The organism is Micromonospora sp. LOL_013 (genome assembly GCF_048060315.1).
In the GTDB taxonomy this organism is placed as follows: Bacteria; Actinomycetota; Actinomycetes; order Mycobacteriales; family Micromonosporaceae; genus Micromonospora_E.
Map to the genome: position 1 here is coordinate 38,856 of NZ_JBHMIQ010000017.1, position 20,320 is coordinate 59,175.

Consider the following 20,320-nt stretch of genomic DNA (forward strand, 5'->3'; position numbering starts at 1 on the left):
CCGCGTCGGGTGAGTTACCTGGGATCAGCCGGCCGGGGCGACTCGGCGGTGGACATCAGGTCGACGAAGCGCCGGGTATCGACGTTGCCGCCGGAGACGATCACGCCGACCCGCCGTAGCGTCGATACCGACCGACCTGCCAGTAGGGCGGCCAGCCCGGTCGCGCCGCTGGGCTCGACGACGACCCGCATCCGGTCGAAGGCGAACCGCATCGCCATCCGGATCTCGTCGTCATCGACCAGCGCGATGTCGTCGAGCAGTTGCCGGTTGATCGCGAAGGTCAGCTCACCGGGCGTCTCGGCGGCCTGCCCGTCGGCGATCGTGCGTGGCACCGGGATGGTGACCCGTCGGCCGGCGGCCAGCGATCGCAACGTGTCGTCGCCGGCCGCCGGTTCGACGCCGATCACCCGGATCCGGGGCAGTAGTCCTTTCGCGGCGACTGCGGTGCCCGCCGCCAGCCCGCCGCCACCGACCGGCACCAGCAGCGCGTCGAGCGGGCCGACCTCCTCGACCAGCTCGAGCGCTGCGGTGCCCTGCCCGGCGATGACGTGCGGGTGATCGTACGGCGGGACCAGGGCCAGTCCCCGGTCGGCGGCCAACGCCGTACCGATGGCGACCCGGTCACCGGTGTACCGGTCGTAGGTGACGATCTCGGCCCCGTAACCGCGGACCGCCGCCATCTTGGCCGCCGGGGTGTCCTGCGGCATCACGATCACTGCGGTGCTGCCCAACTCCCGGGCGGCCAGCGCGACGGCCTGGGCATGGTTACCGGACGAGTACGCGGCGATGCCCCGGGCCAGCTGAGCCGGTGACAGCCGGGAGATTGTGTTGTAGGCGCCACGAAACTTGAACGCCCCGACCCGTTGCAGGTTTTCGCACTTGACGAAGACCTCGGCGCCGACCATGGCGTCCAGAGTGCGCGAGCGCAGCACAGGGGTGCGGTGCGCGGCGCCGGCTATCCGCGCGGCCGCGTCGCGGACGTCGTGCAGGGTGACCGGTGTCGAGTCCGTCAAGGTGCTTCCTCCCGGGGCGCTCATCTGACAGAGTTCCATACAGCGGCCGGGCGAGTCGCAGCCGGCCGGCTGGTGTCCATGCCGCATTGTCCGGGCGCGGCCGACACCGCCGACCCGTAGCGCGACGGTGCCGCTGATGGTGTTGCGCGCGGTCCGGATCTGCTCGGATCTTTTCGAAAATTTTGGTACCTCTGGTCTCGCCATCAGGTGCCGACGCCGTGCTGCCGTCCTCCGGACCGCTGGTTGAACAGCGGGTCCGCCGGTATCGGTCTTGGTCATTGAGCTACCGGAAATTTTCCGTTAGCATCGCTCAACAGCACTTCGATGAAAGTCGATGTGTGGCCGAGGTTCACCCGCCGACCACACTCCGCACCGAGAGGCAACCATCGCCATGACCCATCAATCAGCCAGCAGACCGAGGAGAAGGGGACCGCGGGCCGCGTTGGCCTCCGCCGCGGTGGTTGCCCTTGCCGCCGGTACCTCGCTGCTGTACGCAACCTCCGCCAGCGCCGCCGAGTCCACGCTCGGCGCGGCCGCGGAGCAGTCCGGCCGGTATTTCGGTGCCGCCGTCGCGGCCAACAAGCTCAGCGATTCGACGTACGTGAACATCCTCAACCGGGAGTTCAACAGCGTCACCGCCGAGAACGAGATGAAACTCGACGCTACCGAGCCGCAGCAGGGCCAGTTCAACTTCAGCAACGGCGACCGGATCGTCAACCACGCCATCTCCCGCGGCATGGCCGTCCGTGGCCACACCCTCGCCTGGCACTCCCAGCAACCCGGCTGGATGCGGCAGATGGAAGGCGCTCCACTGCGCCAGGCCATGCTCAACCACGTCACCCAGGTCGCCTCCTACTACCGGGGCAAGATCCACTCCTGGGACGTGGTGAACGAGGCCTTCGCCGACGGCGGTAGCGGTGCCCGGCGCGACTCCAACCTGCAGCGCACCGGCAACGACTGGATCGAGGCGGCGTTCCGGGCCGCCCGCGCCGCCGACCCCGGCGCCAAGCTCTGCTACAACGACTACAACATCGACAACTGGTCCTGGGCCAAGACCCAGGCCGCGTACAACTTGGTCCGCGACTTCAAGCAGCGCGGCGTACCCATCGACTGCGTCGGCCTGCAGTCGCACTTCAACAGCGGCTCGCCGTACCCGTCGAACTACCGCACCACGCTGTCCAGTTTTGCCGCCCTCGGCGTCGACGTGCAGATCACCGAGCTCGACATCGAAGGCTCCGGCAGCAGCCAGGCCAACACCTACCGCAACGTGGTGCAGGACTGCCTGGCGGTGTCCCGCTGCACCGGCATCACCACCTGGGGCATCCGGGACTGCGACTCGTGGCGCAGCGGCGGCACCCCGCTGCTGTTCGAGTGCAACGGCAACAAGAAGCAGGCGTACCACTCGACCCTCTCCGCGCTCAACGCCGGCGGCACCCCGCCGCCCACGACGGCTCCGCCGCCGCCCACGACGGCTCCGCCGCCGACCACGGCCCCGCCGCCCACGACGGCTCCGCCGCCCTCGCAGCCGCCAGGTGATGGCAACTGCTCAGCCGCGGTGATCTCGCTCGACCAGTGGTCAGGTGGCTTCGTGGCGAACGTGCGGGTGACCGCCGGGTCCGCCTCGACGAGCAGTTGGACGGTCACCATGACCCTGCCGTCCGGGGCGGCGGTCACCAACGCGTGGAACTCTCAGGCCAGCGGTAGCACCGGCACGGTGCGCTTCAGCAACGCACCGTGGAACGGCCAGATCGGTGCCGGGCAGTCGACTCAGTTCGGCTTCCAGGGCACTGGCACCGGCAGCGGGATGACCCCGACCTGCAGCGCCGGCTGACGGCAACCACCCCAGGGCGGGGCCGGTACGCGGGACGTCCCGCGTACCGGCCCCGCCCGCGTGCGGCGATCGGGAGCGCGGGGGGTGCGACCGTCTGGGCCCGGCGACACCCGGTACCGGCCCGGCGCGGCGCTGTCGGTGGCTGCGGTTACGCTCGTCGGACGGTGGCTCGCAGGCCACCGTCGTTGCCCTGCCGGCCGGTCCTGTGCACCGGCGAGGCGGGGCACCGTGGGCCGGCACCGGGAGTTCGACGCGTTGACTGCACAATCTGAGACGCTGTACGGAGCAGACGACCTCACCCACCTGGAAGGGCTGGAGGCTGTCCGTAAACGGCCCGGCATGTACATCGGCTCCACCGACAGCCGGGGCGTCGGCCACCTGCTCAACGAGATCCTCGACAACTCCACCGACGAGGGCGTCGCCGGCCACGCCAGCCGGGTCGAGGTGACTCTGCACGCCGACGGTTCGGTCCAGGTCGACGACGACGGCCGGGGCATCCCGACCGACGTACACACCCGGTCCGGGCTGTCCGGGGTCGAACTGGTGCTGACCCGGCTGCACGCCGGCGGCAAGTTCGGCGGCTCCGGTTACAAGGCGTCCGGCGGCCTGCACGGGGTCGGCGCGTCGGCGGTGAACGCGCTCTCGCTACGGTTCGACGTACGGGTCAAGCGGGCCGGCCGGGTGTCGGAGATGTCGTTCCAGCGGGGCGTCCCGGGGGTCTTCGACGGCCCCGGCCCGGTCGCCGGCTTCACCAGGCAGTCGGGGCTGCGGGCGGTCGGTCGGATGAAGCGCGGCGAGGCCACCGGCACCTCCATCCGCTACTGGTACGACGCCCGCTACTTCGACGCCGGCGCCGCACTCGACGTGGCGGCCGTGCGGACCAGGCTGCGTAACACCGCCTTCCTGGTACCCGGGGTCACCTACGTGCTGCGCGACGCCACCTCTGGCGAGCTGGCCGAGGAGGTGTACCACCATCCCCGGGGCCTGGTTGAGATGGTGGAGTTCCTCACCCCGACCGGGGACCGACCGGTCAGCGGTACGCTGTTCATCACCGGCACCGGCACCTACAAGGAGAACGCCGCCGACGCCAACGGGGTGATGCAGTCGGACGTGGAGCGCCGGGCCGAGGTGGAGGTCGCCCTCGGCTGGGGCACCGGTTACGAGCGGACCGTGGAATGCTTCACGAACACCATCCGTAACCTGCACGGCGGCACCCACCGGCGGGGTTTCGAACGCGGGGTGACCCGGGCCGTCGTGGACGCGGTGCGCAACAGCCGTGGCCTGCTAAAATCCAAGGAGGATCCGCCGACCGTCGACGACGTCCTCGAAGGCATGACGGCCGTGGTGCACGTGCGGATACCGGAGCCCCAGTTCACCTCGCAGACCAAGGACGAGCTTTCCACCGCAGGCATCACCCGGGTGGTCCAGACGGTGGTGGAGCGGCACATCAAGTCCTGGGTGGAGGATCGTCGAACCCGTACCGAGGCCCGGACCGTGCTGCAGAAGGTTGTCGACGCGGCCCGGGTCCGGCTCACTCAGAAGCAGCAGAAGGACGCCGCTCGGCGCAAGACCGCCCTGGAAGGGGCGTCCATGCCGCCGAAGCTGGTCGACTGCCGGTCGACCGGCCTGCAACGCAGCGAGTTGTTCATCGTGGAGGGCGACAGCGCGCTTGGTTCGGCCCGGATGGCCCGCGTCGCCGAGTACCAGGCACTGCTGCCGATCCGGGGCAAGATCCTCAACGTGCAGAAGGCCAACCTGGCCGACACGTTGCGCAACGCCGAGGTTGCGGCGATCGTCCAGGTCCTCGGGGCCGGCACCGGGCGTACCTTCGACCTGGCCGCCATGCGGTACGGCCGGGTGATCCTGATGGCCGACGCGGACGTGGACGGCTCGCACATCCGGACCCTGCTGATCACCCTGTTCGCCAAGTATCTGCGCCCGGTGATCGAGGCCGGCCGGCTGTACGCGGCGATGCCTCCGCTCCACAAGATCACCACCAAGGGCCGCAACGCGGAGACCATCTTCACCTTCACCGAGGCCGAGATGGAGCAGACCGTACGGCGCATCGAGCGGGCCGGGCGACAGGTCGTCACCCCGGTGCCCCGGTTCAAGGGCCTCGGCGAGATGGACGCCGACGAATTGTGGGAGACCACCATGAACCCGGCGACTCGCTCGGTACGCCGGATCACCCTGGCCGACGTGGAGGTCGCCGACCGCACCCTGGAGTTGCTGATGGGGGAGAAGGTCGAGCCGCGCCGCAACTGGCTGATCGACTCGGCCGGCCGGGTCGACCAGGAGAGTATCGACGCCTGAGCATGACCCGCTCGATCGAGGAAGCGCTGGGAACGTAGAGATGGCACGCAGCAAGAGCAAGCAGTCCGGGGTCGACCTGTCCGCGTTCGACCAGGCCGGCGCCCGGATCCTGGACAACCCGCTGGAGACCGAGATCCAGGACTCCTACCTGGAGTACGCCTACTCGGTCATCTATGCCCGAGCCCTGCCCGACGCCAGGGACGGGCTCAAACCGGTGCACCGACGGATCCTCTACTCGATGAGCGAGCAGGGGCACCGTCCGGACCGGGGCTACGTCAAGTCGGCTCGGGTGGTGGGCGACGTGATGGGCAAGTTCCACCCGCACGGCGACACTGCGATCTACGACGCGATGGTCCGGATGGCGCAGCACTTCTCGCTCAACGTGCCGCTGGTCGACGGGCACGGCAACTTCGGCTCCCCCGACGACGGTCCGGCGGCCAGCCGCTACACCGAGGCGCGGATGTCCCGCCCGGCGATGCTGCTCGTCGGCGAACTCGACGAGGAGACCGTCGACTTCAAGCCCAACTATGACGGCTCGTTGACCGAGCCGAAGGTGTTGCCGGCAGCCTTCCCGAACCTGCTGGTCAACGGCGCGTCCGGAATCGCCGTCGGGATGGCGACCAACATGATCCCGCACAATCTCAGTGAGGTCGTCGCGGCCACCCGCTGGCTGATCCGCCATCCCGACGCGAGCCTCGACAAGCTGATGGAGTTCGTTCCCGGCCCGGATCTGCCGACCGGTGGCTTGCTGCTCGGACTCGACGAGGTGCGCCGTGCGTTCGCCACCGGGCGAGGGGTGGTGCGGATGCGCGCCAAGGTGCAGATCGGCCTGCTCGAGGGCAGCCGTGGGCGGCAGGCGATCACGGTGACCGAGCTGCCTTACGGGGTCGGTACCGAGCGGATCATCGAGAAGATCACCGAAGAGGTCAACAAGACCAAACGGTTGCAGGGCATCGCCGACGTCAAGGACCTGACCGACCGGGAGAACGGCACCCGCCTGGTCATCGAATGCAAGATCGGGGTCAACCCGCAGGCTCTGCTCGCCGATCTCTACCGGCTGACCCCGATGGAGCAGTCGTTCGGCGTCAACAACCTGGTGCTGGTCGACGGGCAGCCACGTACGCTCGGGCTGAAGGAGCTACTGGAAGCCTTCCTTGCTCACCGGTACGACGTCGTCACCCGACGCAGCCTCTACCGACGGAGCCGCCGCCAGGATCGACTGCATCTGGTCGACGGTCTGCTGATCGCCCTGCTCGACATCGACCGGGTGGTGCGGCTGATCCGGGGCAGCGACGACGCGCAGGCGGCGCGGGACGCGCTGATGGCCGAGTTCGGGCTGACCGCCGTGCAGGCCGGCTACATCCTGGACACCCCGCTGCGCCGGCTGACCCGGTTCGACCGGATCGAGCTCGAGGCCGAGCAGGACCGGCTGCGTAGCGAGATCGCCGAGCTGTCGCGGATCCTCGACGACCCCGCGGCGCTGCGGAAGCTGGTCTCCGACGAGCTGGCCAAGGTGGCCAAGCAGTTCGCCACCCCCCGGCGGACCACTCTCGTCGACGGCGACCTCAAGGAAGTGCTGGCCGCCTCGGTCCCGGCCGGTCCGCTGGAGGTCGCCGACGACCCCTGCCAGGTCATCCTGTCCGCCACCGGGCTGGTCGCCCGCACCGTCGCCGAGAGCGAGGAGTCGGTCGAGGATGCCCGGCGCAACAGCCGGGCCCGGCACGACGCGGTGCAGGCCGTGGTGCCGGCCACTGCCCGTGGCCAGGTGCTGCTGATCACCAGCACCGGCCGGGCGGTCCGTACCGATGTTCTGCCGTTGCCGGTGCTGCCGCAGCGTTCCGGAACGGTGTCGCTGTCCGGCGGCATGCCGGTCGCCGAACTGCTGCCGTTGGGCACGGGTGAGCAGGTTGTCGGCCTGGCCCCGGCCACCCAACGGGACGCGCCGGGACTCGCGCTGGGCACCCGCCACGGCGTGGTGAAGGTCTGCGCGCCGGACTGGCCGGTACGCGCGGACGAGTTCGAGGTGATCGGTCTGCGCGACGGCGACGAGGTCGTCGGAGCCAGTTGGCTGACCGACGGCACCGAGAGCCTGGTGTTCGTCACCACTGACGCCTCGCTGCTGCGGTTCGCCGCGAAGCTGGTCCGTCCGCAAGGGCTCAAGGGCGGCGGCATGGCCGGGATCAACCTCGCGGCCGATGCCCGGGTGCTGTTCTTCGCCGCCGTACGGACCGACGACCCGGTGCACGGAGAGCCGATGGTGGTCACCTCCACCGGGCATCACGTCAAGGTCACGCCGTTCGCCGAGTATCCCGCGAAGGGCCGGGCCACCGGTGGGGTCCGGGTGCAGCGGTTCCTCAAGGGCGAGTCGGGGCTGGAGCTGGCCTGGGTGGGTTCCCGACCGGTCGGTGCCACCCCGTCCGGGGAGTCGGTGGCGTTGCCGCAGCTCGATCCGCGCCGGGACAGTTCGGGCACCCCGGTGATGCTGGCCCCGCAGGTCATCGGTCACCTGCTAGAACGAGGCTGACCACCGGCGGCCGATCCGGTGCCGTCGGCCAATCACCGACCCGACCGGTTATCAGCCCAGCTGGGTGGCGGCCAGCCGGCGGTCGTACCAGGCCCGGATCGCGGCGGCAGCGTCCGCCGGCAGTGGGCCGTCGGCGGCACCGGCAACGCTGCTGGTGAGCTGGGCGACCCGGCGGGCGCTGTGCGCTACCGACGCCTCGATCTCGCTGGCCGACCAGGTCTCGGTGCCATCGGGCAGATAACCGGCGCAGCCGCCTCGACCGGCCCCACCGCTGCCGCCGCCCGCCGCCGGGGCCCGGTCCGGTCCGGCCGTACCCGCCTACCGAGCAGCCCGAGCCCACCGAGCGCCAGCAGCACGTACAGGTTGCTGTAGATCAGCCCGAGCCCGGAGAAGTGCAGGTCCCACCCGCCCGGACTGGCCAGTACCCAGCTCGTGCTGCCCGCCAGGACCAGCCAGCCGGCGGCGGCAGTGAGGATCGTCGACCTGCGGCCGCACCACCGTTGGTCACCGCCGAGGACCAGCAGCGCCGGCACCCACCACACCCAGTGGTGGTGCCAGGAGACAGGGGAGACCAGCAGCCCGGTGGCCGCGCAGGCGAGCACCGCCAGCAGTTCGTCGCCGGCCCGCGCGCAGCGGACCGCGACGGTCATCCCGGCCGCGCCGACCAGCACCGCGATCACCAGCCACGGCAGACCAGGCCGCGGTTCGTCCAGCACCCGGGTCACCGCGCCGGACAACGACTGGTTCAGGACGGTCCGGGGATCCCCGGTGACCCGGTCGGTGTCCAGCAGCCCGCCGGTCCAGAACCAGTTCGAGTCGGTCGGCGGTTGGCCCGCTCCTGCTCCAGCCAGGTCCGGGCCGCGACGGCGTCGGGCAGCGGCCGCGCCGCGACGCTCGGGCCGGTCGCCGCCGGCCGCCGGTGTCGCTCGGCGGGGAAGAGTAATCCATGGCGGCTGCGGCGGTGTGCAGGTAGTGGTCGAACAGGACGGTCATCGCCTGGTGCCGGTCGACCGGTGAATCCTGCCGGCCGGCGAGGTCCACGGCGTACGCTCGGAGCAGGTCGTGCATCCCGTAGCGGTGGCCAGGCCCAGGCCCGGGATGCAGCCCCAGCAGCCGGAACGCGCGGGCGGCGTCGGCCGGCAGATGCAGGTAGGACCAGGAGAACACCGCGCGTACGCCGGTGCGCCGGTCGCCACCCGCGTCGAGCAGATCGAGGCGCCGGTGCTGATCGGCGAGTCCGCGGACCAGTTCGACCAGTGGCGCGGTGGGGCGGGTGGCCGCCAGTTCCGCGGCTACCCGCAGGAAGCCGGCGAGGGCCTGGCCCGGGGAGACGGGCTGCTCGGCGTCGTAGCCCTGCAGATCGACGTAGAGCTGGCCGTCGGGGAACCGGTGCCGGATCCGGTGCGCCCAGCGGACGGCGAGCGCGGTCTTGCCGACGCCGGCGGTGCCGGACACTGCGGCGATGGTCACCACCGGCGACCGGTCCACGTCGTCGGTCCACCCGTGGGCGTCGTCGAGCAGTTGGTCGAGCTCGGCCAACTCGGTGATCCGGCCGGTGAAGTCGGGGATGTCGGCTGGCAGCTGGGCCGGTGCCGGTTCGGGCGTTGCCCGGCCGGTTTCACCGCCCGGGGATCTGACCGAGGACCCGGATACGCAAAGTCGTCACCCTCGCCGGTCGTACCGAATGCCGCCGCTCGGAACGGGTTGGCCTTGTACGTCGGTCGGCTGACCTCAACCTACGTCTATATCGCTCAGCATTGCAACGTCAGCTGTCGAATGACCCAGTCGAACTGCCGAACCCATCGGTGGTGAGTGTCCGCAGTGGATAACGTCGGCGCGGGTCGGATCTCTCTCGATTGTGTGCCGGGTACCGCGGTGACCTGGTAGCGACGCCGCGTCGCCGGGCGTTGGTGCCCCGACCGGGGCACCAACGCCCGGCTGATGGTCACTCCTCCTCGAACTCTTCACCCGAGTCGTCGTCCCCGCCGAACGAGTCGAAGACCTCGCCGGCGATCATCCCGCCGGCGAAGCCGAGCGCGGCGCCACCGACCGCGCCGGCGACGGCCCCACCCATTCCCGACCCGCCATGGTGCCCGCCGTAATGCCCACCGGGCGCGCCGTACCCGCCGATCAGCGACTGGCGCTGGGAGAGGGCCTGGCGGACCCAGGTGTCGACCTGGGCGGTCCAGTCCACCTGGTCGGCGTCTGTGTGACTGACCCGGTAGCGGCCGTACGAGTCGTGCCCCGGCCGGAAAAGACCACCGCGCTTGTCGAACTCCAGCACGACGTCGATGCCGTACTCGCTGGCCACGAAGGTCAGCTCGACCTCATTGATGCCGCCGGCGTACTGGGGTGCGGCGTAGTACTCGATTTCCTGGTAGAACGGCAGGGTCTGGGGCACGCCGTGTAGCCGCCCGTACTCCAGGTCGGCGCCCTTGAAGGCGAAGCCAAGCCGGGCGAACGCCTCCAGGATGCGCTCCTGCAACGGCAGCGGGTAGATGTGCACCGCATCGAGGTCGCCTCGGTCGATCGCCCCCGGGATGGCGACCTCGGTCCGCAGACCCATGGTCATGCCGTGCAGGCGCTGCCCGTAGAGGTCGGTCACCGGGGTCTCCCACGGCACCGGGAACTGGAAGGGCAACGACAACTGCTGGCCTTCGCGCAGGTGGATGCCGCCGGACACAGGGAACCGGTGGAACTCGGCCAGGGCGTTGTGGTCCTCGCCGCCGGCCTCCACCTCAACCCGGGTGACCAAGCTGACCGTGATCTGGTCCAGCTGCACGTCGTGGCTGCCGCCAGTGATGTTCACCTGCCCGGTGAGGGCAAGGCCCGGCCGGGCGTTGGGGTTCTGTAGCACCGTGTCGACGCTGGGAGCGCCGATTCCAAGAGCGCCCAGCATCTTCTTGAATACCACGTACATTCCTCTCGGTTCTCGGTTGACGGACCGTGCCCTGCCGGTACCGGCATTCGGGGCATCCAGTGTGGATATAATGGCAGGTGTTCAGTTTATCCTGATCTATCGTGGCGGGTTGTCGTGGGCGGTTGTCGGCGTGGTCCGGTTATCGCACGCGACTGCGGGACATGTGAAAAAATGCGTCTATGCCGGATTTCCTGGTGACGGCGGACTGGCCTGTCTCCTGGTCGATAGCCGCGTTCGCGATCGCCGGAGTGGTAACGGTGGCGGCTGGGATCCGGCTCGTCGCCGTGGGTGACGCGCTCGCCGACCGGACTGGCTGGGGAGAAGCGGTCTTCGGTGCGGTCTTCTTTGGTCTGGCGACGTCGCTGTCCGGGATCGTGATGACTGCGGTGACCGCGGCTAGTGACGCTCCGCAACTGGCCTACAGCAACGCCGTCGGCGGCATCGCTGCGCAGACCACCGCAATCGCGGTGGCCGACCTGTTCTACCGGCGGGTCAACCTCGAACACGCCGCCGCTTCGCTGTCCAATTTGCTCTTCGGCTGCCTGCTGCTGGCGCTGCTGGCCCTGGCGCTGCTGGCCACCTACACCCCGGACGGCGCGGTGGCGGGCGTCCACCCGGTCTCGATGATCATGATCGGCTGCTACCTCGGCGGCGTCATGATCGTCCACTCCACCGACGTTACGCCCTACTGGCAAGCCGTCGACACCAACGAGACCCGCCGGGATCTGCCGCAGAGTCACGGTCCCCTCGACGACCGTCCACTGCGTCGGCTGTGGGTGCGGTTCGCTCTCGTCGGGCTGGCCGTCGCCGCCAGCGGCTGGCTGACCGCACTCGCCGCCGAGAGCCTGGTGCAGGCGACCGGGCTACGGGCCGGATTCGTCGGCGGGGTGCTCATGGGCCTGGTCAACGCGTTGCCGGAGACGATCACCGCGATCGCGGCGGTACGGCGCGGGGCGGTGACCCTCGCGGTCGCGGCCGTCCTCGGCGGCAACTGCCTCGACGCGCTCAACCTGGTGGTCGCTGATGTCTTCTACCGCCCCGGGTCGATCTACCACGCGGCCGGTCCGGACGAACTGTTCCTCACCTCTGCCGCGCTACTGATGACCACGGTGCTGCTCGGTGGGCTGCTGGCCCGGCAGGTCCGCGGCTGGGGTCGGTTGGGCTTCGAAGGCACCCTGTTGTTCGGCGGCTACCTCGCCGTGGTCGCGGTCCTGGCCCTCTGACACCAGCATCAGCGCCCCGGATCGTCGGTCACCGGCCGGCCGGGCCAGGCTGATCACTGCGGTAACCACCGCCCCCGGCCCCGGTTCGACACGATCGATGATCAACTCCGTGCAGAGTTGCCGGCAGATCCAGATCCCCCGACCACCGGCCCGCGCCTGGTCCGGCGGAACGGTTCCCACCTGCGGGTCACGCATTCCCGGTCCACCGTCGCTGACCTGGCAGTACAGGATGTCGTCGCGGCGCCAAAACCGGAGCCGGCCACTGCCGCCGCCGTGGCGTAACGCGTTGGTGGCGAGCTCCCCGGCAACGATGAGCAGATGCTCGGTCTGCTCGGCCGAGATGCCCAGCCCGGGAGCGTGTGCGCTGAGCGTAGCCCGCAGGCCGTACAGACCGTCCCGGTCGAACGGCTGGTCAACGGCACCGGCCGGGGACGGAGTGCCCGTCGGCCGTCCCCCGATGCCGAGCGAGGTGGGATCAGGGCTGCTCATGGCGTCTCTGTACCCGCAGTTGAGCCACGTCATCCGCGCCGACCAGGGACAGCACGGTACCGACCAGCCGGCGGCAGGATACCGTCATTCGGCGCGATCCCGGCAACGCCCGAGCGGCAGCCAGGATGATCCCGGCGCAGGCTCCGTCGATGTAGTCCAGCCCGGTCAGGTTGATGTGCAGGTGGCGGTCGATCCGTACCGACTCGGCCAGCGCCAACTCGAGCACATCCTTGTGCCGGTAGTCCAGCTCACCGGCGATGCGCAGGCCGGCCGGGCTGTACTGCCGGCAGACCCGCAGCAGCGGATGCTCCAGGTAGACCTGAGCGGCGACGGTCCGGGGATGGGCCCGGGCGGCGAACGCCAGCGTGACGGCGTCAAACCGCTCCCGGTCGTACTGGCAGATCAGACAGAGCTGGCCGTGTGCGAACAGGTCGGCGACCAGCGTCTCGAACTCGACCAGTTGATCGGCTGCGGCGGCCGGGCGGGTCGCCCAGCACATGTCGGCGGTCACCCGGAGGCCGGCGTACCCCTCGTCGCTGGCCTGGCGCGCCTCCCGCGCGAGTGTCCGCACCATCGCCCCGGCGTCGGCGGTTGCCCCGCCGAGCAGCGACTCGGTGGCCGAGACGATGCGCAGCTGGCCCCGGCGCAGGGCCGATCCAGGCCGTACCGCGCGGTCGTGCAGCTCACCGGCGAGCTCGTCCGGGCTCACCGAGTCGGTCCAGCAGACCACCTTCTGCCCGGCCCGCAGCCCGCGACGAACGAAGGCCGCCACCAGGTCCAGTCGCTCCTCCTGGTCGGAGAAGGTGAGACAGGCATGGTCGCCAGCGCCGAGCGTGCCAACCGCAGCCGTGTCCGCCATCGTCGATCCGCCTTGTCCGTCTTAGGGAGGATGCCCGCCACCTTATGCGTTGCCCCCGGTCGCACCCGGACACGCCCTCCGTTGAGCCGTCGATTTGAACGTCCGCCGTGCGATGCCCGTACCACCGGTGGTAGAGCGGACAGCACCGGATCTGGGGGCCCACGTGATCATCGGAGAAGGCCCGGTTAGTGGTCGCCTCGCGGATCGGTCCGGCCGGTCCGGGAACTCCCGGCACCCTGCCCGGCGAACCGCGACGTCCGGCCGACGCGCCGACTCCCGTGGCGGAACATCTCGTCGGTCACTGCTCGGCTTCGGCCTGTCCGGCCTGCTCGCCGCAGGTGGCCTCGGCTATGGGTGGCGGGCTGCCGCCGGTTTGCCGGTGACCGGCGGTCGGGTGGCCGCTGGCGGGCCGGGTACGGTAGTGGCCGTGCCGACCTCTGCGGTGCCGACCCCGGACGTCGTGGTGGAGCAGCGCCGCCGGGCGGCGCTGGCGGCCCGACAGGTACGCGAGTACGCCGCCGGCCTGCCCGGCCAGTTCAGCTTCGCGGCTGTCGAGCGCGGCACCGGGGCCGGGTTCCGTACCGGTGACGAGCTCCAGTTTCAGACGGCGAGCATCGTCAAGGTGGAGATTCTCACTGCCCTGCTGCTGGACCGGGGCGGGATCCCGTTGACCGCCGTGCAACGCGACCGGGCCGAGGCCATGATCACAGCCAGTGACAACGCGGCGGCCAGTGAACTCTTCGCCGCCATCGGCGGCGTCTCCGGACTGGACCGGGTCAACACCGAGCTGGGCCTGACCCGGACCCGACCGAGGTCGGCCTGGGGAACGACTGTCACCACCTCAGCCGACCAGGTCCGGCTGCTTCGAGTGCTGGTCGACGAGGAGAGCCCGCTGCGACCGGCGGAGCGGGGCCTGGTGCTGGACCTGATGCGTCGGGTGGTCGATGGACAGCGGTGGGGGGTGCCGGTCGGTGCCGGTACGACCGGCTCCCGTACCTGGGTGAAGAACGGCTGGGACACCGTCGACGATCATGACGGACGCTGGCTGGTCAACAGCATCGGGCGGATCGTCGAGGACGACCACGACTGGCTGGTGGCGGTGCTGTCCGACCACCACGACTCGCTGGATGCCGGCATCGCGGCGGTGGAACAGGCGGTGCGAATCGCCTTCGACACGTGGCGCCGGCCGGCCCCGGCCGGCTAGCCCCCGGCTGGCCGGCACCTGTCCGTCGGGTCAGGCCGGGCCGAACACCCGGTCGCAGGCCTCGCGCAGGTCGACCTGCGCGGCCGAGATCGTCAGGTTCCCCTCGATCGGCTCCTGGTCGGCGGCGGCCCGGGCGGCGTCCACCAGGTCCTTTCCACGGGCGGCCAGCGTGGCGTCGGTCGACGCCTGTGCCTGCCGGCCGATCTCCCGATTGACGTCGTGGTCGAGCTCGGCCGCGCTGATCTCACGTAGGTCCTGGCACGCCTGCCAGCCTTCGGTGTCGGCCGGTGGGGTCTGCGACGTGCTCTCGTCGATTGTCGGCGTCGGCGTCGCCTGCGACTGCTCGCCCCTGGTCAGCGCGCCGATCCCGATGACCAGGACGGCCAGCAGGACCGGCGCGGTGATCCACAGCCAGACGGGCCGGCGGCGGGAGCGGCGGGAGGGGGAGAATCCGGAGTGGTCAGCAGAGGTGCGGTAGGGGTGGCTCACGGTAGTGCCTCTCAGGTCCGACTGGGCGGGCGGAGCTCCGACTGGAGAGGGAAGCGGTGGCTTACGGCATAGCGGACATCAACGCCCGTGCCATCATATATTCATACACGTTGCCTTCATGTGCTGCCCCATAGTAAGCTTTTCGCTGCGGAAGGCAACCCGTCTATCGCCCCAGGTCGTCCGGACGGACAGGGGTGGTCGTAAGCATCCGGAAACCCGGGCCTGTCACACTGGGTCGGTGTATGACGTCGACGTGCTCGTGATCGGATCCGGCCCCAGTGGACAGAAGGCGGCGATCGCCGCGGCGAAGCTCGACCGGAGCATCATGGTCGTCGAGCGCGCGCACATGCTCGGCGGCGTGTGCATCAACACCGGCACCATCCCCTCCAAGACCCTGCGCGAGGCCGTCCTCTACCTGACCGGCCTCAACCAGCGCGAGGTCTACGGTCAGAGCTACCGGGTCAAGGATCACATCACGGTCAGTGACCTAACTGCCCGGACCCAGCACGTGATCGGGCGCGAAATCGACGTGACCCGCAGCCAGTTGACCCGCAACCGGGTACGGATCATGACCGGCACGGCACGGTTCGATGACGCGCACACCGTGGTGGTGACCGATGCGACCGGCCACGGAAACAAGGTCACCGCCGAGAAGATCGTGATCGCGGCCGGTACCCGCCCGGCCCGCCCGGCCAGCGTCGACTTCGACGAGCGGACCATCATCGACTCGGACGGCATCATCAACCTCGAACAGGTGCCGCAGTCGATGCTGGTGATCGGAGCCGGGGTGATCGGCATCGAGTACGCCTCGATGTTCGCCGCGCTCGGCACCGAGGTCACCGTGGTGGAGCGGCGGGACCGGATGCTCGAATTCTGCGACCTGGAAATCGTCGAAGCGCTCAAGTATCACCTGCGTGACCTCGCTGTCACCTTCCGTTTCGGCGAGGAGGTGGCGTCGGTGCAGCGCCACCAGCGCGGGGCGGTCGCGGTGCTGGAGAGCGGCAAGCGGATCGCCGCCGACACCGTGATGTACTCCGCCGGGCGCCAGGGCGTTGCGGGTGACCTTGATCTGGAGCGGGCCGGCCTGACCGCCGACGCCCGGGGCCGGATTCAGGTCAACGAGAACTTCCAGACCACGGCCGGGCACATCTACGCGGTCGGAGACATCATCGGTTTTCCCGCCCTGGCCTCCACCTCGATGGAGCAGGGCCGGCTCGCCGCCCACCACGCCTGCGGTGAACCAGCCCGTGGCATGCCACAGCTACAACCGATCGGCATCTACACGATCCCGGAGATCAGCTTCATCGGCAGCACCGAGGACCAGCTCACCGACAACCGGGTGCCCTTCGAGGTGGGGGTCGCCCGCTACCGGGAGCTCGCCCGCGGGCAGATCGTCGGCGACTCGTACGGGATGCTCAAGCTACTGGTCGCCCCGGACAGCCGGCAACTGCTCGGCGTGCACATCTTCGGCACCGGGGCCACCGAACTGGTGCACATCGGGCAGGCGGTGATGGGCTGCAACGGTACCGTCGACTACTTCGTCGACGCCGTGTTCAACTATCCGACCCTTGCCGAGGCGTACAAGGTCGCCGCGCTGGACGCGATGAACAAGATGCGGCACCTCGCCCAGCTGCACGACTGACCGTCAGCTGTCCATCCGACGGGACCGGAGGGTCAGTCGGGTCCAGCCGGTGCCGCCTGACGGCGGTGCACCGCGACCGCGGCGAGCAGTACACAGCCGGTCATCGGCACCACCAGCGGGACCAGCTGCCAGGTGACCAGGACCAGACCGGTGAGGGCGAGCGTCAGCAGCACCGTACCGCCCGGGTCGGTCCGCAGCGTGCGCGCCGCGGCGCGCAGCAGCGCCGGCCAGGCTGCGCCCGGGTGCCAGCCAGCGGCGGCCCGCAACAGTAGGGCGCCCAGGCCGACCGCGGTGAGCAGGCAGGCCGCCGCGACCAGCTCACCGACGGGCAACTGGCCGGTGCGTACCACCGCCGCGTCGAAGTACAGCAGCAGCCCGGCCCCGACCGCCGCGAGCGACCATGGCCAGCTGCCGGGCAGCGCGGCCCTCAACCGTACGCCGAAGGCACCGAGCCGGGTGCTGCCGGTGTCGTCGATGTACGCCCGCAGCTGCGCGCACCCGGCGGCCAGCGCGGCCAGCAGCGTGACCAGCGGCAGCAAGCTGACCAGCACCAGCACTCCGACCAGCAGGGTCTCACCGAACAACGCGAAGCGGGCGTTACGCACACCGGCTCCGGCGGCGGTGGCGAGGTCGTCGCGGCCGGTGGCGCTCACCCCTTCAACCCCGAGGTGGCGACCCCGTCGACCAGCAGACGCTGGAAGAACAGGAAGAACCCGATGACCGGCAGCAGCGCGAGCATCGACATGGCCATCAACGCACCGTAGTCGGACAGCGTGGTCTGATCGATGTAGAGCTGCAGCGCCAACGGCAACGGGTACTTGTCGGGGGTGCTGAGGTAGATGAGCGGGGCGAGGAAGTCGTTCCAGGTCCAGATGAAGGTGAAGATGGCCGTGGTGACCATTGCCGGCCGGGACAACGGCAGCACCACGTGCCAGAAGATGCCCCACGGCCCAGCGCCGTCGATCCGGGCCGACTCGTCCAGTTCATGCGGGATGCCGCGCATGAACTGGACCATCAAGAAGACGAAGAACGCCTCGGCGGCGAGGAACTTGCCGGCCAGCAGCGGCACGTAGGTGTCGACCAGAGCGAGTTTCTGGAAGACCGCGTACTGCGGGACGATCAGCACGTGGAACGGCAGCAGCAGGGTCGAGATCATCAGTACGAACAGGACGGTACGGCCATGGAACCGTAGCCGGGCGAAGGCGTAGCCGGCCAGGGCCGACGACGCCACCGTCCCGACCACGGCGAGCACCGCCAGCACCGCCGAGTTCCAGAAGAACCGCAGCACGCTGATACCGGCCATGCCCTCGGCCGCCCGCTGGTAGTTGCCCAGCGTCGGCTCCTGGGGAAACAGTTCCAGGCTGCCGACGATCGACCCGGACGGTTTGAACGAGGCGGAGACGACCCAGACTACCGGGTAGAGGATCACCGCCAGCAGCGCCACCGCCGCCAGATGCCAGCCGACGCTGCCGAGGCGACGCCGCCGGGTGGCGGCACCCGCCGCCCGAGACGCGGGGGTCATCGGTCGTCTCCCGAATAGTGGACCCAGCCACGGGCGGTTCGGAACAGCATCGCGGTCACCAGCCCCACGCCGAGCAGTAGCATCCAAGCCATCGCCGAGGCGTAGCCCATCCGGAAGTCGGTGAAGCCCCGGTCATAGAGGTAGACCGTGTAGAACAGGGTCGAGCCGGCAGGGCTGCCGTTGCGGCCGCCGATGACGTACGCCGAGGTGAAGATCTGGAACGAGTTGATTGTCTCCAGCAGCAGGTTGAAGAACAGCACCGGTGAGATCATCGGCAGGGTCACCGACCAGAATCGACGCGCCCGGCCGGCGCCGTCCACCTCGGCCGCCTCGTACAGCTCGGCCGGCACCTGCTTGAGCCCGGCGAGGAAGATCACCATAGGCGCGCCGAACTGCCAGGCCGCCAGCAGCACCAGCATGAGCAGCGAGAAGTCGGGATTGCCGACCCACCCGCCGCTGCCCAGACCGACCGAGCTCAGCAGTCGGTCGACCACCGCGTCGTCGCTGAACAGCGCCTTCCAGACGATGGCGACGCTGACGCTGGCGCCGATCAACGACGGCCCGTAGAACGCCGCCCGGTAGAAGCCCTGGCCGCGGCGGCGCTGGTTGAGCAGCATCGCCACCGCCAGCGCCGCGGCGAGCTTCAACGGTACGGCGAGCAGCACGTACCCAGCGGTGACCCGGACCGACTGCAGCCACCGGTCGTCGTCGAAGAGCCGGCGGTAGTTGTCCAGCCCGACCCATCCCGGCGTGGTGAACAGGTTGTAGTCGGTGAACGACAGGTACAGCGAGGCCGCCATCGGGCCGACCGTCAGCAGCAGCATGCCGACGATCCAGGGGGACAGGAACAGGTAACCGGCCACCGGGTCGCCGTTGCGGCGACCCGATGGCGGCGTCGCCGGTCTACGGCGGCCGGCTGCCGCGGGCCGGGCGGAGCCGACGGTGGAGCTTGTCATCGGAACCCTCGGGCTGGTCACCGCGTACGGATCAGGGCTCGAGGATTTCCTCGGCTTCGGCGAAGAGCTGGTCGGCCGCCTCTGCCACGCCGATCCGCCCGTAGTGCAGTTCCTCGCTGATCCGGATGAACGCTGCCTCGATGCTGCCGGCACCGCGCGGAGGCGCCGGTGGTGCCTGGGTGAGCTGATCGGCGATGGTCTCCTCGTAGGCGGCCACAGCAGCCAGCGGCCCGTCGAGTTCGGCCGCGTCCCGCTGGGCGTTGGTGGCTGGCAGGCCACGGTTGCCGCCGAAGATCCGACCCACCTCCGGGTCGTTGATCATGAAGGAGATCAGTCTGGCAGCCGCTGCCGGGTGCTCGGTGCCGGCCGACGTGCTCAGCAGCATCGCCGGTTTGAGGTACTGCCCGAGCTGTCCCGGGTTGTTGCTGGGCACCGGGCCCAGCCTGATCTCGGTGTCGGTCTCGCCAGCGTACCGGGTGAGGAAGTTGTCCCAGCTGAGGTCGGAGGCGGCCAGGTCGTCGACCCACAGGGAGGCCGGTTTGATCTGGACGGCGGTCTCCACCGGCAGGACCACGTCCTGCTCGATCAGGTCCATGCCCTGCTGCCAGAACCGCGCCAGCCGTTCCTTGCTGAAGCCGAGGCGGCCGTCCTCGGTGAACAACGCCCCGCCCTCCTGACGCAGCTGCGCCTCAAGGTTGTAGATTACCCCGGTGTAGTTGCCGCCGCCGTAGGTGCCGGTCTCGGCCTTGATGGTGGCCATCGCGGCGTGGTAGTCCTCCCAGGTCCAGCCGATCACCGGCGTGGGCACCCCGGCCTGCTCGAACAGCGCCGGGTTGTAGAACATGCTCCAGGTGTTGCCGCCGACCGGGACCGCGTACAGCGTGTCGTCGACCGCGCCGGCGCCGTCGAATCCGGCCAGCAGGTCGTCGAGGACGAGGTCGGTGCCGACGTGCTCGTCGAGACCGCCAAGCACTCCCCGGTCGGCGTACTCGCGCAGGTAGGAGAAGTCCATCTGCAGGACGTCCGGCATGTTGCCGCCGGCGGTCTCGGTGGTCAGCTTCTGCCAGTACGCCTCGTATTCCTGGAAGCTCGGCGTCACGGTGATGCCCGGGTTCTGCTCCTCGAACAGGTCGATCGCCTGCTGCATCAGGTCGGCCCGCTCGGCGTTGCCCCACCAGGAGTAGCGCAGCGCGACCTCGCCCGACTCGGTGTCGGCACCGCAGGCGACGGTGCCGGTGGCGACCAGCGAGAGGGCAGCAGCGATGGCCAGCGACTTGGTGAATCGTTTCAATCTTGCCATCAGAAACCTCCGGATCTGAGCCGACCACCAGGTGC

General features: G+C 69.7%; 16 protein-coding genes and 1 pseudogene. 7 read left to right on the forward strand and 10 right to left on the reverse strand.

What is annotated here, in order from left to right; all coding sequences use genetic code 11:
* Nucleotides 1–14 precede the first annotated feature (14 nt).
* Nucleotides 15–1,013, reverse strand: coding sequence for a threo-3-hydroxy-L-aspartate ammonia-lyase (locus ACFHWS_RS13320; RefSeq protein WP_416568282.1), 999 nt, complete (start codon nt 1,011–1,013; stop codon nt 15–17).
* A 391-nt stretch (nt 1,014–1,404) separates the two neighbouring features.
* On the opposite strand from ACFHWS_RS13320, the gene ACFHWS_RS13325 reads away from it, so the two are divergent.
* The 3 genes from ACFHWS_RS13325 (at nt 1,405) to ACFHWS_RS13335 (ending at nt 7,681) form a co-directional block, all read left to right on the forward strand.
* Entirely contained in the window at nt 1,405–2,844 is a 1,440-nt protein-coding gene (locus tag ACFHWS_RS13325; protein WP_416568283.1) for an endo-1,4-beta-xylanase, read from the forward strand.
* 255 nt (nt 2,845–3,099) lie between these two features.
* A complete protein-coding gene (locus ACFHWS_RS13330) occupies nt 3,100–5,157 on the forward strand; it encodes a DNA gyrase/topoisomerase IV subunit B (protein WP_416568284.1) in 2,058 nt (685 codons plus the stop codon).
* A gap of 40 nt (nt 5,158–5,197) precedes the next feature.
* A complete protein-coding gene (locus ACFHWS_RS13335) occupies nt 5,198–7,681 on the forward strand; it encodes a DNA gyrase/topoisomerase IV subunit A (protein WP_416555093.1) in 2,484 nt (827 codons plus the stop codon).
* 185 nt (nt 7,682–7,866) lie between these two features.
* On the opposite strand, the gene ACFHWS_RS13340 is transcribed toward ACFHWS_RS13335, so the two are convergent.
* Entirely contained in the window at nt 7,867–8,625 is a 759-nt protein-coding gene (locus ACFHWS_RS13340) for a glycosyltransferase 87 family protein (RefSeq protein ID WP_416568302.1), read from the reverse strand.
* A 154-nt stretch (nt 8,626–8,779) separates the two neighbouring features.
* Here ACFHWS_RS13340 and ACFHWS_RS13345 point away from each other — a divergent pair, with 154 nt between their 5' ends.
* Nucleotides 8,780–9,493 carry a hypothetical protein gene (locus ACFHWS_RS13345; RefSeq protein ID WP_416568285.1) on the forward strand — a complete coding sequence of 238 codons (714 nt, stop codon included), beginning with the start codon at nt 8,780–8,782 and terminating at the stop codon, nt 9,491–9,493.
* Nucleotides 9,494–9,626: 133 nt separating this feature from the next.
* On the opposite strand, the gene ACFHWS_RS13350 is transcribed toward ACFHWS_RS13345, so the two are convergent.
* Nucleotides 9,627–10,595: a sporulation protein gene (locus ACFHWS_RS13350; protein ID WP_278168894.1), complete on the reverse strand. Its 969-nt coding sequence runs from the start codon at nt 10,593–10,595 to the stop codon at nt 9,627–9,629.
* Nucleotides 10,596–10,780: 185 nt separating this feature from the next.
* Here ACFHWS_RS13350 and ACFHWS_RS13355 point away from each other — a divergent pair, with 185 nt between their 5' ends.
* Nucleotides 10,781–11,824 carry a sodium:calcium antiporter gene (locus ACFHWS_RS13355; RefSeq protein ID WP_416568286.1) on the forward strand — a complete coding sequence of 348 codons (1,044 nt, stop codon included), beginning with the start codon at nt 10,781–10,783 and terminating at the stop codon, nt 11,822–11,824.
* A 60-nt stretch (nt 11,825–11,884) separates the two neighbouring features.
* On the opposite strand, the pseudogene ACFHWS_RS13360 reads toward ACFHWS_RS13355, so the two are convergent.
* A pseudogene (locus tag ACFHWS_RS13360) lies at nt 11,885–12,346 on the reverse strand (ATP-binding protein); the annotation flags it as partial.
* Entirely contained in the window at nt 12,300–13,172 is an 873-nt protein-coding gene (locus ACFHWS_RS13365) for an MEDS domain-containing protein (protein WP_416555099.1), read from the reverse strand. The gene ACFHWS_RS13365 and the pseudogene ACFHWS_RS13360, both read right to left, overlap by 47 nt.
* Before the next feature lie 427 nt (nt 13,173–13,599).
* On the opposite strand from ACFHWS_RS13365, the gene ACFHWS_RS13370 reads away from it, so the two are divergent.
* A complete protein-coding gene (locus tag ACFHWS_RS13370; protein WP_416555101.1) occupies nt 13,600–14,376 on the forward strand; it encodes a serine hydrolase in 777 nt (258 codons plus the stop codon).
* Between the two features lie 30 nt (nt 14,377–14,406).
* Here ACFHWS_RS13370 and ACFHWS_RS13375 read toward each other — a convergent pair whose 3' ends face one another.
* Complete coding sequence (locus ACFHWS_RS13375; protein ID WP_416555103.1) at nt 14,407–14,865, reverse strand: hypothetical protein; 459 nt, start codon at nt 14,863–14,865, stop codon at nt 14,407–14,409.
* A gap of 238 nt (nt 14,866–15,103) precedes the next feature.
* Between ACFHWS_RS13375 and sthA the strand changes: the two genes are divergently transcribed.
* Complete coding sequence (gene sthA / locus ACFHWS_RS13380; RefSeq protein ID WP_416555105.1) at nt 15,104–16,507, forward strand: Si-specific NAD(P)(+) transhydrogenase; 1,404 nt, start codon at nt 15,104–15,106, stop codon at nt 16,505–16,507.
* 32 nt (nt 16,508–16,539) lie between these two features.
* Here sthA and ACFHWS_RS13385 read toward each other — a convergent pair whose 3' ends face one another.
* From ACFHWS_RS13385 to ACFHWS_RS13400, 4 genes are read right to left on the reverse strand one after another with little or no spacing between them, the layout of a single operon-like run.
* A complete protein-coding gene (locus tag ACFHWS_RS13385; RefSeq protein WP_416555107.1) occupies nt 16,540–17,160 on the reverse strand; it encodes a hypothetical protein in 621 nt (206 codons plus the stop codon).
* A complete protein-coding gene (locus tag ACFHWS_RS13390; protein WP_416555109.1) occupies nt 17,157–18,029 on the reverse strand; it encodes a carbohydrate ABC transporter permease in 873 nt (290 codons plus the stop codon). The genes ACFHWS_RS13385 and ACFHWS_RS13390 overlap by 4 nt, the downstream gene beginning before the upstream one ends.
* Nucleotides 18,026–18,985: a carbohydrate ABC transporter permease gene (locus ACFHWS_RS13395; RefSeq protein ID WP_416555111.1), complete on the reverse strand. Its 960-nt coding sequence runs from the start codon at nt 18,983–18,985 to the stop codon at nt 18,026–18,028. Before ACFHWS_RS13395 ends, ACFHWS_RS13390 begins: the two co-directional genes overlap by 4 nt.
* Before the next feature lie 31 nt (nt 18,986–19,016).
* A complete protein-coding gene (locus tag ACFHWS_RS13400) occupies nt 19,017–20,285 on the reverse strand; it encodes an ABC transporter substrate-binding protein (protein ID WP_416555113.1) in 1,269 nt (422 codons plus the stop codon).
* Between the last annotated feature and the right edge of the window lie 35 nt (nt 20,286–20,320).

What these genes read in the sequence shown, in the direction of transcription:
- ACFHWS_RS13355 (WP_416568286.1), top strand. Translation starts at nt 10,781, where the DNA reads ATGCCGGATTTCCTGGTGACGGCGGACTGGCCTGTCTCCTGGTCGATA.
- ACFHWS_RS13390 (WP_416555109.1), bottom strand. Translation starts at nt 18,029, where the DNA reads ATGACCCCCGCGTCTCGGGCGGCGGGTGCCGCCACCCGGCGGCGTCGC.
- ACFHWS_RS13325 (WP_416568283.1), top strand. Translation starts at nt 1,405, where the DNA reads ATGACCCATCAATCAGCCAGCAGACCGAGGAGAAGGGGACCGCGGGCC.
- ACFHWS_RS13335 (WP_416555093.1), top strand. Translation starts at nt 5,198, where the DNA reads ATGGCACGCAGCAAGAGCAAGCAGTCCGGGGTCGACCTGTCCGCGTTC.
- ACFHWS_RS13400 (WP_416555113.1), bottom strand. Translation starts at nt 20,285, where the DNA reads ATGGCAAGATTGAAACGATTCACCAAGTCGCTGGCCATCGCTGCTGCC.
- ACFHWS_RS13345 (WP_416568285.1), top strand. Translation starts at nt 8,780, where the DNA reads ATGCAGCCCCAGCAGCCGGAACGCGCGGGCGGCGTCGGCCGGCAGATG.
- ACFHWS_RS13395 (WP_416555111.1), bottom strand. Translation starts at nt 18,985, where the DNA reads ATGACAAGCTCCACCGTCGGCTCCGCCCGGCCCGCGGCAGCCGGCCGC.
- ACFHWS_RS13365 (WP_416555099.1), bottom strand. Translation starts at nt 13,172, where the DNA reads ATGGCGGACACGGCTGCGGTTGGCACGCTCGGCGCTGGCGACCATGCC.